The 15,832-nt window shown below is 40.6% G+C and carries 12 protein-coding genes; 6 read left to right on the top strand and 6 right to left on the bottom strand.

Annotated features, from left to right (window positions below):
- The first annotated feature begins 4 nt into the window (after positions 1-4).
- On the top strand, positions 5-403 hold the full coding sequence (locus ACRD69_RS00825; protein WP_430813155.1) for an alpha/beta hydrolase family protein: 399 nt from the start codon (positions 5-7) through the stop codon (positions 401-403).
- A 120-nt stretch (positions 404-523) separates the two neighbouring features.
- On the opposite strand, the gene ACRD69_RS00830 is transcribed toward ACRD69_RS00825, so the two are convergent.
- Entirely contained in the window at positions 524-1,339 is an 816-nt protein-coding gene (locus ACRD69_RS00830; RefSeq protein ID WP_430813156.1) for a hypothetical protein, read from the bottom strand.
- A gap of 155 nt (positions 1,340-1,494) precedes the next feature.
- Between ACRD69_RS00830 and ACRD69_RS00835 the strand changes: the two genes are divergently transcribed.
- Positions 1,495-2,439, top strand: coding sequence for an alpha/beta hydrolase (locus tag ACRD69_RS00835; protein ID WP_430813157.1), 945 nt, complete (start codon positions 1,495-1,497; stop codon positions 2,437-2,439).
- 71 nt (positions 2,440-2,510) lie between these two features.
- The gene (locus ACRD69_RS00840; protein WP_430813158.1) at positions 2,511-2,921 is read left to right on the top strand and encodes a hypothetical protein; all 411 of its coding nucleotides are present in this window, start codon (positions 2,511-2,513) and stop codon (positions 2,919-2,921) included.
- Between the two features lie 195 nt (positions 2,922-3,116).
- Here the strand turns inward: ACRD69_RS00840 and ACRD69_RS00845 are convergent, their stop codons facing one another.
- The 5 genes from ACRD69_RS00845 to ACRD69_RS00865 form a co-directional block, all read right to left on the bottom strand.
- Complete coding sequence (locus ACRD69_RS00845; RefSeq protein ID WP_430813159.1) at positions 3,117-3,938, bottom strand: hypothetical protein; 822 nt, start codon at positions 3,936-3,938, stop codon at positions 3,117-3,119.
- 17 nt (positions 3,939-3,955) lie between these two features.
- On the bottom strand, positions 3,956-4,153 hold the full coding sequence (locus ACRD69_RS00850; protein WP_262327717.1) for a helix-turn-helix domain-containing protein: 198 nt from the start codon (positions 4,151-4,153) through the stop codon (positions 3,956-3,958).
- 187 nt (positions 4,154-4,340) lie between these two features.
- Positions 4,341-5,444: a methyl-accepting chemotaxis protein gene (locus ACRD69_RS00855; protein WP_430813160.1), complete on the bottom strand. Its 1,104-nt coding sequence runs from the start codon at positions 5,442-5,444 to the stop codon at positions 4,341-4,343.
- Between the two features lie 721 nt (positions 5,445-6,165).
- Entirely contained in the window at positions 6,166-8,871 is a 2,706-nt protein-coding gene (locus ACRD69_RS00860; protein ID WP_430813161.1) for a hypothetical protein, read from the bottom strand.
- A gap of 142 nt (positions 8,872-9,013) precedes the next feature.
- Positions 9,014-9,841, bottom strand: coding sequence for a phosphatase PAP2 family protein (locus tag ACRD69_RS00865; protein WP_430813162.1), 828 nt, complete (start codon positions 9,839-9,841; stop codon positions 9,014-9,016).
- Between the two features lie 315 nt (positions 9,842-10,156).
- Between ACRD69_RS00865 and ACRD69_RS00870 the strand changes: the two genes are divergently transcribed.
- From ACRD69_RS00870 to ACRD69_RS00880, 3 genes are all read left to right on the top strand, one after another.
- Entirely contained in the window at positions 10,157-11,269 is a 1,113-nt protein-coding gene (locus tag ACRD69_RS00870) for an efflux RND transporter periplasmic adaptor subunit (RefSeq protein WP_430813163.1), read from the top strand.
- 74 nt (positions 11,270-11,343) lie between these two features.
- Positions 11,344-14,511: an efflux RND transporter permease subunit gene (locus ACRD69_RS00875; RefSeq protein ID WP_430813164.1), complete on the top strand. Its 3,168-nt coding sequence runs from the start codon at positions 11,344-11,346 to the stop codon at positions 14,509-14,511.
- Positions 14,501-15,832, top strand: a complete 1,332-nt coding sequence (locus tag ACRD69_RS00880; protein WP_430813165.1) for a TolC family protein — start codon at positions 14,501-14,503, stop codon at positions 15,830-15,832. Before ACRD69_RS00875 ends, ACRD69_RS00880 begins: the two co-directional genes overlap by 11 nt.

The following is a 15,832-nucleotide window of genomic DNA, read 5'->3' on the forward strand; positions in this document are numbered from 1 at the left end:
CATTTTGATTATTGACATTTCAAATATAATTATAGTTGGATTATTTTCCTACGGTATTGGTCAGTCGGCGCACCAGAATGTAGAGGAATACCGCCGCAGATCTCCTGCGTGGAATACTCATAAATTTAAAAACACACCATTGCTTATACATACCAACACAAACGATAACGATGTACATGTATTGGAAGTGGAGCATTTAATTAAGTCATTAAAAGCTGATAATAAACAGTTCGATTATGAGATTTACCAGGATGTGCCGGGTGGACATTCCTTCGATCGTATGGACACAAAAACAGCCAAGGAAATACGAGTGAAAATATATAAACACATGAATAAATACCTCAAACCTGAGAATCCGATTAACAATCTACAAGATATTCAAAAAGCCGGATACCGCTTTTAAGTATAATAAACGGATGTCAGAAATTCAGATTGAATGTACTGTTTACAACTAATAGTGCCTTATTTTATCGCTTATAAATTTCTGACATCCGCTTTTACTTATACTGCTAGTTAGGTATACTTAATGTTTCATAAGACCATTGAAGTATATCACCTGTGTTGAATCAACCGGTATTTCGTATGATACTTCAAGCCCTGCCGGCATTGGAGAAACATGGATGGTCATTTCGAAACCATCCTTTTGCTTCGTACAACTTATTGCATATGGTTCCCCCACACTAAAGTCCTTCACCTCATAAAAACAATTTTGCTTTGTTCCATCTTTGAAGTAAATATTAGCAAGCTCATCTGCCATAAATTCCAGCTGATAAATATTATACCTCTGCAATGAATCGGCTATTGTAAACGGATTATGACTTACGAGACCTGATTTAGTTCCTTCTCCCTTCAATTGCATTGGACTTAAATACAAGTTCCACAATCCCAACAACTCATTTGGTGTGTTTGGATACGAAGCTTCAGTAAGTTTACCATTCAACATACGTACATACAAATCATTTTGAACAATGAGGTCTTGCTGATAACCCTGAAGCCGGCTTAGCGAATCAAGCAAATAAATCGTTGAATCTTCCAGTAATTTATAGCGCTCGGTATTCTTGTTCCAAACACTATCAAAAAGTGAAACTCCAGCCTCTATGGGCTCATTCACCAGGTCTTTGTCAAGCATTGACAGTTTTACATGCCGATAAAAGGCATCGTACTTTTTCCATTCTTCAATCAATTGACCATACTCAACAACCAATCTCAAATGAGATTTATACAGAGTATCGAGCGTAAATTGAACCTCTCTCTTGGTTTGAGCACTTGTCGAACCAGATAAAAAAGCCAAAACAACAACCACGACCAACAACATGCTTTTTTTTATCCCAATTTTCATTTCTCAGTGATTTTATATTTAATATTTCTATAAAATATTGAAAAGTATTGTGCTTGTCCAGTATGAATTGGTTAATAAGTGTTTATTTTCAAGAGCAGTACGATATGGTGGGCAACAAGATTATAGTCGTATATTTATTCATCAAACTACTAGCTATGAAAACACTTATATTCAATATACTCATTGCAGTAAGCACCCTGACTTACGCACAAAAACACCATGACAAACAAGCTGTTCAATTATCAACACCCAGTGGCATACTGTGCGGCACCTTACTTGTTGCCGACTCAATCAATACAACTCATGTTGCCATTATCATCCCCGGCTCAGGTGCCACTGACCAAAACGGGAATTCGGGAATGGCAATGCATACCAATGCCTATAAATTGTTGGCAGAAGAATTGGCGAGGAACAAAATTTCAAGCCTCAGATTTGATAAACGGGGAATTGGCAAAAGCAGTAATGCTGCCATACAAATAAGTGAACTGCGTTTTGAAAACTTTATTGACGATGTAACGCTCTGGACAAACATGCTGAAATCTGACCAACGCTTTAAGAAGGTATATTTAATCGGTCACAGCCAGGGTTCATTAATCGGTATAATGACAGCACAGGCAAGCACTGTTGATGGTTTTATATCCATTGCAGGCGCAGGTTATTCCATTGATAAAATCCTGAATAAACAGTTGAAAAACAAGGTGTCAGAGGAACTATATAAAGAATCTACCACCATACTGGCATCTCTGAGAAAGGGCGAAGCGGTTGATTCTGTCAGCCCCTGGTTATACAGTGTCTTTTCACCATTGATGCAACCTTATTTAATATCATGGATACAATATGATCCCTGCAGCGAGATTAAAAAGTTGGATATTCCATCTCTTATTATTAATGGCACAACCGATATTCAAGTATCAGTCGATAATGCAGAAAAGCTTCATGAGGCTGCAAAAAACTCCCAATTGCTGATCATCGATAACATGAACCATGTATTAAAGGAGGCACCCCTGGAACAGAAGTCAAATATTGCAACCTACAGCAATGGAAAACTGCCAGTTGTTCCACTATTAGTTGAGGGCATTGTTGATTTTATTGGTAATTAAGTACGCATTAAAGCAACCATTCAAAAGAACTTGCATCTGCTATATTAATTAACAAAGCTAAAACCCGACACATGAAACAGCTTGGTATTATTTTTTGCATAAGTTTATTGCTGATATCCTGCAGCGTTGAGAAAGACGAACCCATTGGCAAGTGGAAAGATAACATTCATCTTTCTGTTAAGAGTGTTGACCTTGGTGCCGATGCCAGCTCGGCTACCATAACAACTAAAGGCGAATGGTGGTGGATCAGCGCCATTGAAATCAATGATAACATCTATCAGTATTATGGTTCAGAGGAAGTTGATATGGAAAAGAGTTCCTACATTATTGAGGAAGATGCATTCACTTTTGAACGTATAGAAAGCACTACAATGATTATCTCTTTACCAAAGAACACAAGTGGCAAAGTAATTCACATGTCAATTACACTGCAGGCCGGCAATTATTTTGATTACGTGAACATCAGTCAGGCCACTCAATAATTAATACTCTTTTACAACAATGAGGGTGTCCTGTATCAGACACCCTCTTTTTGTATTCTGCTTTCAACAGGCATGATAGAAAGTCTGTATAACAGAAAGAATACAAAACAGAAACCAAATGCGACAACCAGCTCCAAACACATTCAATGACCAATCTCCAGTGTCTGGATTATTCACGGTTTTGACGCATTACAATTAATATATCCAGCAATCCAGGGAAACAGCATCAGCCACCTCTTCTGTATATGCTTTGGTTTTAAAATAATCCTCACCGTTATCGTATTCACTCTGGAAATTAAGGTTTTGTCCGGCAAAAATAAATGATTCGGCATCCATATTAACTTCTTTAATACAGAACTGCTTGTCCTTATTTTTAATCAACCTGTTTTGTGCTGCTGCCAAATTCATAAGACCCTGGCTTATTTGTGCCACCGGTAAAGCTGGATATTCATCAAAATGTCCTACACACCATTCCGGTTTAACTTCCCCAAGTGAAGCTGAACTTGTATCAAGACATAGGTTCATATCATACAGCTTAACCACATCACCATAAGGGCTAAAACCATTGGCTCTGAATTCTGATGATTTGTACTTGCGGAAGAAACGCTCAAACAATTGAACTGTTAAAACCGAGTACTGCACCTTGGCGGTATACAATATTTTACCTTCACTATCGTGTATAGCTCCTTCTGCCACACCAAATTTCTTATTAAAATCAATGGCATTCATTATCCCCCTGTAGCTTGTTCCGGTACAAGGGCGATCATGGACCCTTTTAAGCGTAGCCTTACTTGCTAAATAAAAATGCTTGTTTTTTACAGGATTGATGTTAGCAACTGCCAAACTACCTAAAATGGCAATATGACGACCTGCTTCTGCTAATGTAATTCCTTCAACCTGACTGGCATCGAAAAGCTCTTGTTCAAAAGATGCTGTCACTGTTGTTCCCTGAGTACGAATATCCTTTAATGAATTGTACGGATAAGTGACCTCAATCAACTGGTTTAAATCTTTCATGACTTTAAAACTTTAGATTAATAAATTAGGTCTGAGATACTTACATCTAAAGCTCTGGCAATCTGGTCGAGTTTTAATATGGTTATATTGTATTTCCCATTCTCAATATAACCCATATACGATCGATCAATACCTGCTTTAAAGGCTAGTTTTTCCTGAGAGTATCCTCTTTCCTTTCTCTTTTTTCTAATATTAACTCCAATAACGTCTAACATTTCACACTTGAGTTTTGGCAAATTTGATATTATTAAAGTCACAAGTCTACAGAGTATACTCGGTATTTTCAAGAGCCTCTTATTCAACATAATTATATTGCTGGAAAATAAAAAAGCCACCCCTAAAAAGAGGTGGCTCTATATGCTTTTAATTTATTTTATGTTTATCTCATGTTACTCGTACGTATTAGACCTTAAAGACCTCAACCAACTTATTCATTTCATTAGCCTGTTCGAAAAGTCGTGTTGCACTGGCACTTAACTCTTCACTACTGGCACTGTTTTCCTGTGTAATTTCATTTAACTGTTGCATGGATATGGAAATTTGTTCCATTGCCTTTGTCTGCTCCATTGAGCTATTGGCAATTTCATTAACCATTGTCATGGTCTTCTGAACCTCCGGAACCGTTCTTGTTACATGCTCATTTGATTCCATTGTCAGTGATACCGAAACAGAAGCTTCCTTCGTTATACTCTCAGCGATCACTTCCGTGCTCTCTGCCAGCTTCTGCACCTCCTTGGCCACAATGGCAAAGCCCTTACCATGCTCAGCCGCTTTAGCAGCCTCTATTGATGCATTTAAAGCCAGTATTTTGGTATTAAGTGCAATTTCATTGATCGACATTGCATCCGTATTAATTTTCTTCATCGCATTGCTGGTCATGGCTGAAGCGTTGGATACATTCTGGATTCCTTTTTCAGCATTCCTGGAGATCTTTTCTGCACTGTTGGCATTGTACGAACTCTGCTGAATATTACTGTTGATCTCTTCAATGTTGGCACTTATCTCCTCAATATTTACAGCCTGCGTGTTAGATGTTGTACTTAAATGACTGGCCGAATTGGCCACCTGATCACCATGGTTGACCAGCTCAGCCGATATTTGCTTTATCTCCCTGATAATGCCAGAAATATTAGCACTCATTTTTTGCAGGTCGCGGCTGATAACACCAAACTCATTGTTTTCTTTTATCTGATCCAGGTTCTTCGCTTTTACCAAATCACCCTGTTCCAGGCTGGCAATGATCTTTTGAATATCACCAATCGGTTTTTTTACCACTTTTTGCAAAACATAAACCGTAGCGAACAAAGCCCCCAATGCCGGTACAAAAAGCCAGTAGTTGTGCGATACCCCAAAACTAAAAGCCGTAAAAGCCAATGTTGCCAAACTGGGTAAAAAATAAAGAGCCACTTTCCAAATGATAGACTTTCTACCGATATAATAAACTACAGGCAGGTAAAATAAAGAACTGGCAGTTAAAAGAATCACGTATTCCAAGTATACATTCATGATACTTTGCGTTAAAAAATATAAATAATTAGACAGATTGTTGTTTTACAAATATACATATTGCAATTTTCTTACAGCAATTAGTAGTTAACAAATTGTATTACTACGGTTACATTAATATTAGGTTACAGTTAACCTAATATATTTAATTAGTTATTAATATTTTGACCATTAAAAAGAGCCTGAACAGGCAAGAAATACAGCTGTAAGCAACCATTGATTTGAGCCCCTGTTATGAGTACCATTTAGTAAATATTACCTCTATTTAGTCATGGTTTTTCTCAGTGCTCATGATAAATATCGTCAATTTATTTTTGAAAGTATGGTGTAATAATTATACCGAGTATATCCCGTTTACCTTAATGTGCACAAGCAGATTTTTACAGTACTGGCTCCACTTGCTTGTCATCTCATTATCCCCACATTCTAATTACCCAAACAGCCAATCGAAACATGTATCAATAACAAAACAAGCTTCAAACCGCAATGGCAGATACCTGCAAAAAAGGTGATACACGTCTGTGCATCACCTTTAAATCTCCCAATTAGTAGTATTTAACCTATATTGAATCAGTATCTAAATTACTTAATAATTTGATTTTACCAAAAAAAGGATGATAAGCTAACGTTATCACCCTTTTGCATTATGAGTATGTATTCTGTTTTCTTTGTTACGCCTGTTTTAAAATCATAATTCATCAATCAGGCATCCTTACATCTTTTAGTTTATCACCTCGTCAATACTAACATTGCGCCTCGTATGATCAGTATCATAGTCAAAAACCATATTACCATCGGGCAACAGTGTAATGGAATTTAAATCGTACCATATTATGGCTTTGCCAACCTCTACTCCATTTAAAAACTTAATATGGTAATTGTCATCGTTGGGCCTGGTAATTTGCAGGTTACTGTTATTTTTAATTTTCATTGAAAACAAGGACACATTACGTTCCTTGTAGGTTTCAATCTTTACAACGCCTCCATCGTTAATAACAAACTGCATACTTAGCAGACTTTTATAAACATCAGGATTGTGTTTATAGAAATCAGGATTATGCTTGTTCATCAGGTTACGAACGGTGATACCAGAGATACGGCCACCATTTTGCGACAATAGCTTCAGTGTTGAAAACAAAGCCACCATATGACGGTTCACATCCTGCCCTTCAAACGCCCTCATGTATGATTCAATTTGTCCCTCGGCACTAAACTCAGCGCTTGACAGAATAATAGGTACATCTTTGGTCAATCCTTCTATTTCTCCAACTACACCGCGCACTACCACCTCATTTTTAGAGTCGATGGTAATTTTAGGTTCAAAGCTGATCTTGTCGGTTGGGAACGATAGCAAATCTATTTTGGTACCATCAGCTTTATACTTGCCGTAAAAAGCGAGCTTTTTGCCTTCGGGCACTTTAAAATCGATGGTCTCATTAAGTATGGGTTGCGCCCTTCCCGAGAGACCCAATACGAGGTGTGCAGCCTGTTCGCTTTTCCCAAGACGGCGACGATCCATACTTATCGTACCCGTATAATTAATGAGGGCATATACATTCCCCTCTTTGCCAGCGTTAAAAGCCTGTGTAAATCCGTTATTACTGCAATTAACGGGTTTGAACCACTCCAGTGAGCCTCCCTGGTCAAAGGTGGCAAACCACAAATCGCGGGTTCCTCCCACTGCTGTGTATTGATTGGATCCAATGGTAATATCGTTGATAAACCAACCGCTTACCATCATCTTTCCGTTCTCGGCAACTGTGCGGTCGGCAATAACTATATTGCCTTCATTACCGTTTTCCAGTGAACGTGCGATTATCTGCCAGATGTTATTCAAACGACTGTCGTTATTGATCTTTATGGCCAGCGGTGTGTACCCTTCATATTCGGGCATAACAGAGCCAATAGGTGCATTAATATAAGTTGGATCGGTTATGGTATAACGACGCCCGTCAACCAGGAATGAATAGCCTTCAACAGGTCCTGAAAAAGAAACAGCTGCAGCCATATGGCTGAAATAAGTGATCGCTATCGCATCGAGCCCAAGCAACTCATTCACCAGGCGGGTAAACAATACAGTGCGATCTTCACAATCGGAATACGGATAATAAAAGATCTCATCGGGGAAAAACATCTTTTCCCTGTTGAACTGATCGCGATCTGTTTTATACTCAAAAGAATTATGCAGGTAATCCAGCAAATAGGTAACAGCCTGTGTCTCATTTTTCCCTTCAATGCGTGGTTGAATGTGCTCGTACAAAGCTTCTTTAACATTGGCAGACATAGCGGCATTCAAATACACTGTATTTACGGTTTGCGGATAGCTGTTTAAAAAGGCCATTATCGTTTTATCCATCTTTAGCTGCAAAGGCTGCGTTTCGTTGGGTAAAGTGGTTTTGCGCACAACCGTATTGCGCTCATCTGTATAATTAAGTGCAAACGGTAAATGCAAATCCACTTTTTTGGTAGCCCCGCCAAAATCCTTCGTATAGGTCATCATATTTTTAATGCCCTTCTTTGAGCTCATCAGGTAAAAGTTACTACCGTCAATATTGTAAAAAGGCTTTTCGTAAACCTCCTGCATAAATGGCAACAGCAAATACACAGTGCTACCTGAATAGCCAATCTTAGCCTGGTAACCAGCCTGATTCAGCATCGCCCAAGTCCACATGGTACGTCCGTTGGCAGTTGAGTGCAATTGGCGTGATGTCAGATCAATTAGTTGATAAATACCCCAGTCATTGAGGTTTTTATCTTCAGCATATTTCAATAAAGACTCGAGATATACCTGGTAATAGGTGCCCGTAAAGTCATCCCAGTATCCTGCAAAAGCTGCTGGCTTCACCGTTTTGATGGTCAAGGCGCTCATGCGCTTATCGACCACAAGACTGGCCTGACTTCCAAAAAAATCAATGCTTACATCTTGCGTATAAGCCTCGCTGCCGGCGGGCACCTTAAAGATTGGGGAGATCGAAAAGGCAGCTGCATCGGCAATAACCACATCGGGCTTTACCGGTGCCGGCAATTCTATTTCAACCGGGTCTCTTTTTTCAGGGATATCAACACGGTCGGGTTCTTTAATTGGATCCAGTTTATCTACCGGCTTTACTTCAATATCTTTATCAGGTTTATAAACCGGCTGATCAATTGGTTTTGGAACCTCAACGGGCTTCACCTTTTCTTCGGTTGGCTCCACTTCTGTAAAGCCTTTTTTAAGGTATTTTTTAAAGGCCTGGTTCATTGCTTTTAAACGTGCGTCGTATTCTTCCTGCATCCGTTTCATGGTGGCCTCATAGTCCTGGTTCATCTTAGCCATGCGCGCATTGTACTGATCATCCATTTTTTTAAACGGATCATCCTGATCAATCTGCGCTGTAGATAAGAGAGTTACGCCAATAAAGACAAATAAAGATAAGAGTCGTTTCATAGCTTTGCTTTTTGGTTAGCAATTGCTCCATTTGAGTTTAACAAAGGTAGGGGATTCAAAAATTGTTCCAAGTTTTTTTTGAGATGATAGAAGCTGCCTTAGCCAGAGAGGTGAGTCAGATAGCAGGATTTGGCAGCAGGAATCAAAATCGATACACCAACGCAAGCATGTTTCCTGAGGTAATGACACTTACCTTACTCTTATTTTTCTTCTTTAAATGCAAGGTCGGGACCAAATATCCAACAGCACTGCCAAAAACAGCTCCGGCAATTATATCAGTGGGATAATGATGGCCTGATCGATATCGCAGATAACCGGTGGTAACGGCTAATGACAAACTGGTCCACAAAATAACTTTGCTTAAGGTATTATTTCCATAGATATCACGGTAGCTTTTCGAAAGAAAAACCGCCGATGCAAAGGCAGCTGAGGTATGCCCTGAAAAGAACGAGTCATACACATTACCCTCTTCAATCATCTGCTCCCGCTCTTCGAAACTGATAGAAGTATTGTACAGGTAGGGTCGCTTTCGCATAGCCAGCGATTTGGTCAGCGATGTGAAGCCCGACGTAACGATCAGAACTTCATAATACATCACAGCATAGGTGAGAACATTCTTAAACTCTTTACTGAAAGCTTCGTTAATCAGTATTACCGACGGTGCTGTTCGCAAAATCCCTTTGGTTACACTGCTCATATTATGCAGATCATCATTCCAGTAATTGGTAGCTCCCCTGTCAAAACAGTTGATGTCATCTTTTGATAAAGACATCAGCTCTTCGGAGGTCATTCTTTCCTGGTGCTCCATTCGGTAGTCGCCGTAATAATTGACCGACAAACCAAGGGCAATGATGACAACGTCCTCTAACATCAACTGATATGGAAATTCCTTATTCTGTCCCGATACTATGACTGAAAGCAGAAAAAGCAATATAAGAGCTACAGTTCGGTATATACTGCAAGGTTTCATTCTTTATTGATTTATACAACTGAATTTAAAAGCTGATCAGCCTTTTGGCAAGTACTACATGCTTAATTATATATCTAAAGCTTTATACCTTTAATAATTATACCGGGACCTGAATAAAACACAACGCTCATCTGTCGTTTGAATACCACAATTGCAGCATTTCATTATTGACACAGACATGAGCAGTCAACCAATTCCTCGCTTCATACGTTTTTTTTCAGGATTCATTCAATACTATTTTGCCCCTATAAATAAAAGATCAACTTTTGCGGCAATTCAAGAAACAGAAACATCAACAATATTATACCCACAGTTATGAATAAAAAAGGAGTATCATTACTAATTGCCATTGCAATTATTATTGCTGCAGTTGTTTTCAACAAGGTTATTTCAGCTTCAAAAGAAGAGGCCACAAAAGAACTGGAAGCAAGCAAAGGCCTGTTAGTTAATGTGGTTTACCCACAAAAGGAAACCATTAATAATCAATACCAGGGAACAGGGAAGCTAAGAGCTGTCGACCGCTTTGAAATAGTTGCCCAGGTAGACGGACAATTACTGCCATCGGCCCGAAGATTTAAAGAAGGGACCAGCTATAAAAAAGGTGAGCTGATGCTTGAGATCGATCACCAGGAATATAAAATGAACTTACTGGCTCAAAAAAGTGAGTTCGTCACCCTTGTCACTTCTATCCTGCCCGACTTAAAATCAGATTACCCTGATTCATATCCGGTATGGCGTCAGTACGTATCATCCATAAAAATGGAAAAGAAACTGCCAACTATTCCTGAAGCACAGAGTGAGCAAGAACGTTTTTACCTGTCGGGCAAAGGTGTTTTAAGCAAATACTACTCTGTTAAATCGGGCGAAGAAAAGTTTATCAAATACACCATACGCGCACCGTTTACCGGTGTAGTCACATCGGTAGATGCTGAAGCCGGCAAAGCCGTGCGTTCGGGCTCGGCATTGGGTACCATGATTAGTACTGCCAGCTATGACCTGGAGATCACAATTCCATTGCCGAATATGGACCAGATAAAGGTCGGAACTGAAGCTGTATTGGTTTCAAGCGACATAAGTGGTCGGTGGATCGGCAAGGTAGTGCGCATCAGCGGTGATATTGATGAGCAATCACAGAGTGTCAAGGTATTTATCAGGGTTAGTGGCCGTGAGTTGAAAGAGGGCATGTACCTGAATGCTGAAATAGCGCAGGCGCCGCTGGAAAATGCCATGCGTATCCCCCGCAAAATGGTTGATAATAACAACCGCATCTATATTGTGGAAAATAATCAACTCAAACATCTTCAGGTAGATGTTATTACCAGGCAAAATGATTATGCCATTATTCAAGGACTTGATGAAGGAACGGCGGTGCTATCGACCGTTATCAAGAGCGCTTATGATGGTATGCCGGTACGTGTGAATGAATAATGATCAGTGATCAATTATTAAACTGAACAGCAGTTCAGCACAATCACCTACTACTTATTAAACTTAAAAGTCAAATGAAAAACATCATAGCTTACTTTATGAAATTCCCGGTGGCGGTCAACCTCATTATGGTGCTGGTACTGCTATTCGGAGGTATTTCATTACTAAATATACAGAAGAACTTCTTCCCCAATATACCGCAACGCTATATCTATGTAGACATTGTATATCCGGGTGCTTCGCCTGAAGAGGTTGAAGAAGGTGCCATCCTTAAAATCGAAGAGAACGTAAAAGGACTGGAGGGCATGGAGCGAATCACATCTGTTTCGCGTGAAAACAGCGGTACCGTAACCATTGAAATGCTGAAAGGCACCGATATGGATGAGGCTCTGATCAAGGTTAAGAATGAAGTGGAGCGTATCGCCTCATTTCCGGTTGACATTGAATCGGTTGTAACTTACAAACATGATGATGTGAACTTCTCCATCAATTATGTGATCACACCAAACGAAGGTAAGCAAGTGAGCCTGGAGCAGTTGAAAGCTACAGCCCGTGACATGGAGCACGACCTTTTACGAATGGAGGGTATCTCTAAAATATCAATTGGTGGTTATCCCGATGAAGAAATTGCCATTCTTTTAAAAGAAGATGCACTGGAATCGTATGACATAACCTTTAGTGAAATAGCCACTGCCGTTAAAAGTACCAACCTGCTTATGACAGGTGGTAGTATAAAAGACGGTGAAGAGGAATTCTTTATTCGTGTGCGTAACCGTGAATACTATGGTGAGGGTCTTGAAAATATTGTTATCCGCAATACACCTCAAGGCGGTATTATACGCCTTAAGGATGTAGCGACCATAAAAGACCAGTGGGCCGATGCTCCGTCTGAAGTATTGTTCAATGGCAAGCAGGGTGCGGTTATTACCATACAAAATACCTTTTCAGAAGATATTGTTACAGCCACTGATGCGGTAAAAGAATACATTGGTGAATTCAATGAAAGCCAGGATCTGCTGACCGCAACAGTCATTCGTGACCAGAGCGACTTATTGGATCAGCGAATTAATTTGCTTGGAAAAAACGGAATCATCGGTATTGTTCTGGTATTATTATTCCTCTCTTTATTTCTTAATCCACGCATCGCCTTTTGGGTGGCAATTGGTATTCCATTCTCCATGCTGGGTATGTTCATTTTGATACCCGGCACTGGCGTGACCATTAATATGCTTTCATTGTTCGGACTGATACTGGTACTGGGTATCCTGGTGGATGATGCCATTGTGGTAGCCGAAAACATATACCGTCACTGGCAAATGGGCAAAACACCAATTAAAGCAGCTGTTGACGGCACCCTGGAAGTTACTCCGGCCGTATTATCAGGTATTTTAACTACCATGATGGCTTTCTCTGCTTTCATCTTTTTAGATGGCCGCATGGGCGATATGTTCAAGGAGATATCCATTGTGGTAATTGCCATACTATTTGTATCTCTTATCGAAGGACTTATTATTCTTCCGGCTCACGTTGCCCATTCTAAAGCTCTTAAAAAAGGCTATAAGAGTAAGTGGATGCAATACATGGGCTGGGCAGAAAGAGGCTTGATTAAAGTGCGTGACATTACCTACAAACCAGCAGTTGAACTGGCCATAAAATATAAAACCATCACCATTTCCATCTTTATAGCCATGTTTATCATTTCCATTGGAATGGTATCGGCACGATGGGTCAATGTAACATTCTTTCCGCAGGTTGACGGTGATAATATAACAGTTAGCCTGACCATGCCATCAGGTACCGATGAGTCGGTTACCCAGCAGCAACTTGATAAGATCAATGCCGCCATCTGGGAGGTTAATGAAGATATGCGACCATTACAACCGGGTAATGCGGGTATCATTAAGCAAACGTTCCAGCAGTTTCAAGGCAGCGGTAGCAACGCCTCCATACAAATCACCCTGCTTGATGGTGAGTCGCGTAGCTCAAGTACCGATGATGTAACCATACGCTTGCGTGAGAAAGTAGGTGATATACCCGGCGCTGAAGCGTTGCTGTTCGAAGGTTTTAATCCTTTTGGTAAGGCTTTGGTCATTTCGCTTTTGGGTGATGATAATGATGAATTGAGAGCGGCCAAAGAAGAGTTTAAACGCGGTCTGAACAACATGCCTGAGGTTACTGATGTATCTGATAAATCGCCGGTGGGCTATCGCGAAATTGAAATTACACTGAAAGAAAAAGCCCATCACCTTGGTTTAACACTGCAAAGTGTCATTAGCCAGGTTCGCCAGGCTTTCTGGGGTAGCGAAGCGCAGCGCATCCAAAGGGGAAAAGACGAAGTAAAGGTTTGGGTTAAATACAGCGAAGATAACCGTCGTAACATTGGACAGCTGGAGGATATGAAGATCCGACTGGGCAATGGTGTGGCTTACCCCTTATCAGAGTTGGTATCACTTAAGCTGGTCAATGGCTTCTCAAGCATTCAGCACCTTGACTTTGATCGTGAGGTGCAGATTGAAGCCAACCAGACAGACCCGACAGCTTCACTTCCCGACCTTATTAAAAAGATTGAAAAGGAAGTACTGCAACCGATCTATAAAAAATATCCCGGAGTAAAAGCTAACTACGACGGTCAGAAAAGAGAAAGTAAAAAGGTAAGTGACTCAATGGCAAAAGTAATGCCGGTGATCCTGTTGCTGATGTTTGCGGTTGTCATCTTAACACTTCGTTCTGTAACACAGTCTATCCTGGTTTACATGATGATACCGCTGAGTTTGGTGGGTGTTATTATCGGCCACTGGATCCATGGCATGTCTTTAAGTTTAATGTCGGGCATGGGTGTCATTGCCCTTATTGGAGTCATGATCAATGACTCGCTGGTACTGATCAATGCCCTTAACATTAACCTGAAGGAAGGCATGGTCTACGAAAAGGCCCTGATGGAAGCAGCCATATCGCGTTTCCGTCCTATTTTATTAACAACGCTGACCACCATAGCAGGTATGGCGCCTATGCTGCTTGAAACAAGTCTTCAGGCCCGCTTCCTTATCCCAATGGCTATTTCGGTGAGTTACGGTATGGCCATGGCCACAACAACCACCCTGGTATTGCTGCCGGTAATGCTGCTTCTTGCCAATAAGGGCAAGGTTAAGTGGCAAAAGTTTGCCTATGACCGGACTGTAAGCGCAGAAGATATTGAGCCAGCTATTAAAGAAATGAAATACATTGAAGAATATGAAGACTAGAATTCTATATACAATTGTATTGTTCCTGGGTGTAATCGGCACCCAGGCACAAACAGTACCCGATAGTAGCGAGCAATTAACGCTGCAAAAAGCCATTGAAATAGCAATGGTAAACAATTACGACATTAAAATTGCCAGTGCTGATCGCCAGAAGGCGAAAAACAATAACTCCATTGGTAATGCCGGATTATTGCCATCTGTAAGTATCAATGGCGGAGCTGATTATTCGAGCAGTGACACGGAAATGGAAATTAATAACGGTGGAAATACCTCAATTATCGAAGCCGACGGTGCCGTTTCGACCAACTATAATGCAGCAGCACGCGTTGATTACACCCTGTTTGATGGCTTTGGTAATATTTACACCTATAAAAAACTAAAGAGCAGCGATAACCTGCAGGAGACGATCTTCAGACAACAGACTGAAACGACCATTGTACAGGTGGCAGAGCAATACTACCAGGTTTGCAGGGCACAGCAAAATCTGCATCTGGCGCAGGAATCAATGCGTATATCGCGCGAACGCTACCAGAAAGCCATGGATCAGAAAGCCTATGGACAAGCCAACCAGTTGGATGTGCTCAACGCCGAGGTAGATATGAACAACGACAGCACTACCGTTTTACAAACGGAACAAACATTCATTCAAAGTATAAAAGACCTAAACCTTGTCCTGGGTGTGCCCATCCAAAATGTTTACGAGGTTGACAACAGCATCGATTATCGGGATGATTTTAAAGCTGATGTGGTTATTGCAGATGCCCTCATGAACAATGCCAGCTTATCGGCACAGCAACAACAGGAAAAAATCAGCAACCTTGATGTTAAAATCACCGATGCCAACAAGTACCCTACTTTATCAGCCTACGGACAGTACAGCTACAACCGCACTGATAATGATGCCGGGCAATTACTCTATAACCAGACACAAGGCCCCAAGGTGGGTGTATCATTAAACTTCAATGTTTTTAACGGCCGTCAGCAGCGCACCAAAGAAAAAAATGCTCGTCTGGACTATATCAGTCAGCAGGAACGTACCATGCAGGTTAAGTCACAGGTAGAGCGTGATGCGTCCAATGCATATACCGACTATATATACAAACGACGCATTGTTGATCTGCAGGAAAGTAGTCTCGAACAGGCAAGGCTGAACTTTGAACAAACGCAGGAAATGTTTCAACTGGGACGTGTCACTTCAATTGAATTCAGAACGGCGCAACAAAACCTCTTAAATGTTGCAGCGCAATATAACGATGCTCAATATACAGCAAAAGTCGCTGAATTTTACTTACTTCAGCTCACAGGTAAATTAATTCAATAG

Source organism: Carboxylicivirga agarovorans (assembly GCF_050589845.1).
In the GTDB taxonomy this organism is placed as follows: domain Bacteria; phylum Bacteroidota; class Bacteroidia; order Bacteroidales; family Marinilabiliaceae; genus Carboxylicivirga; species Carboxylicivirga agarovorans.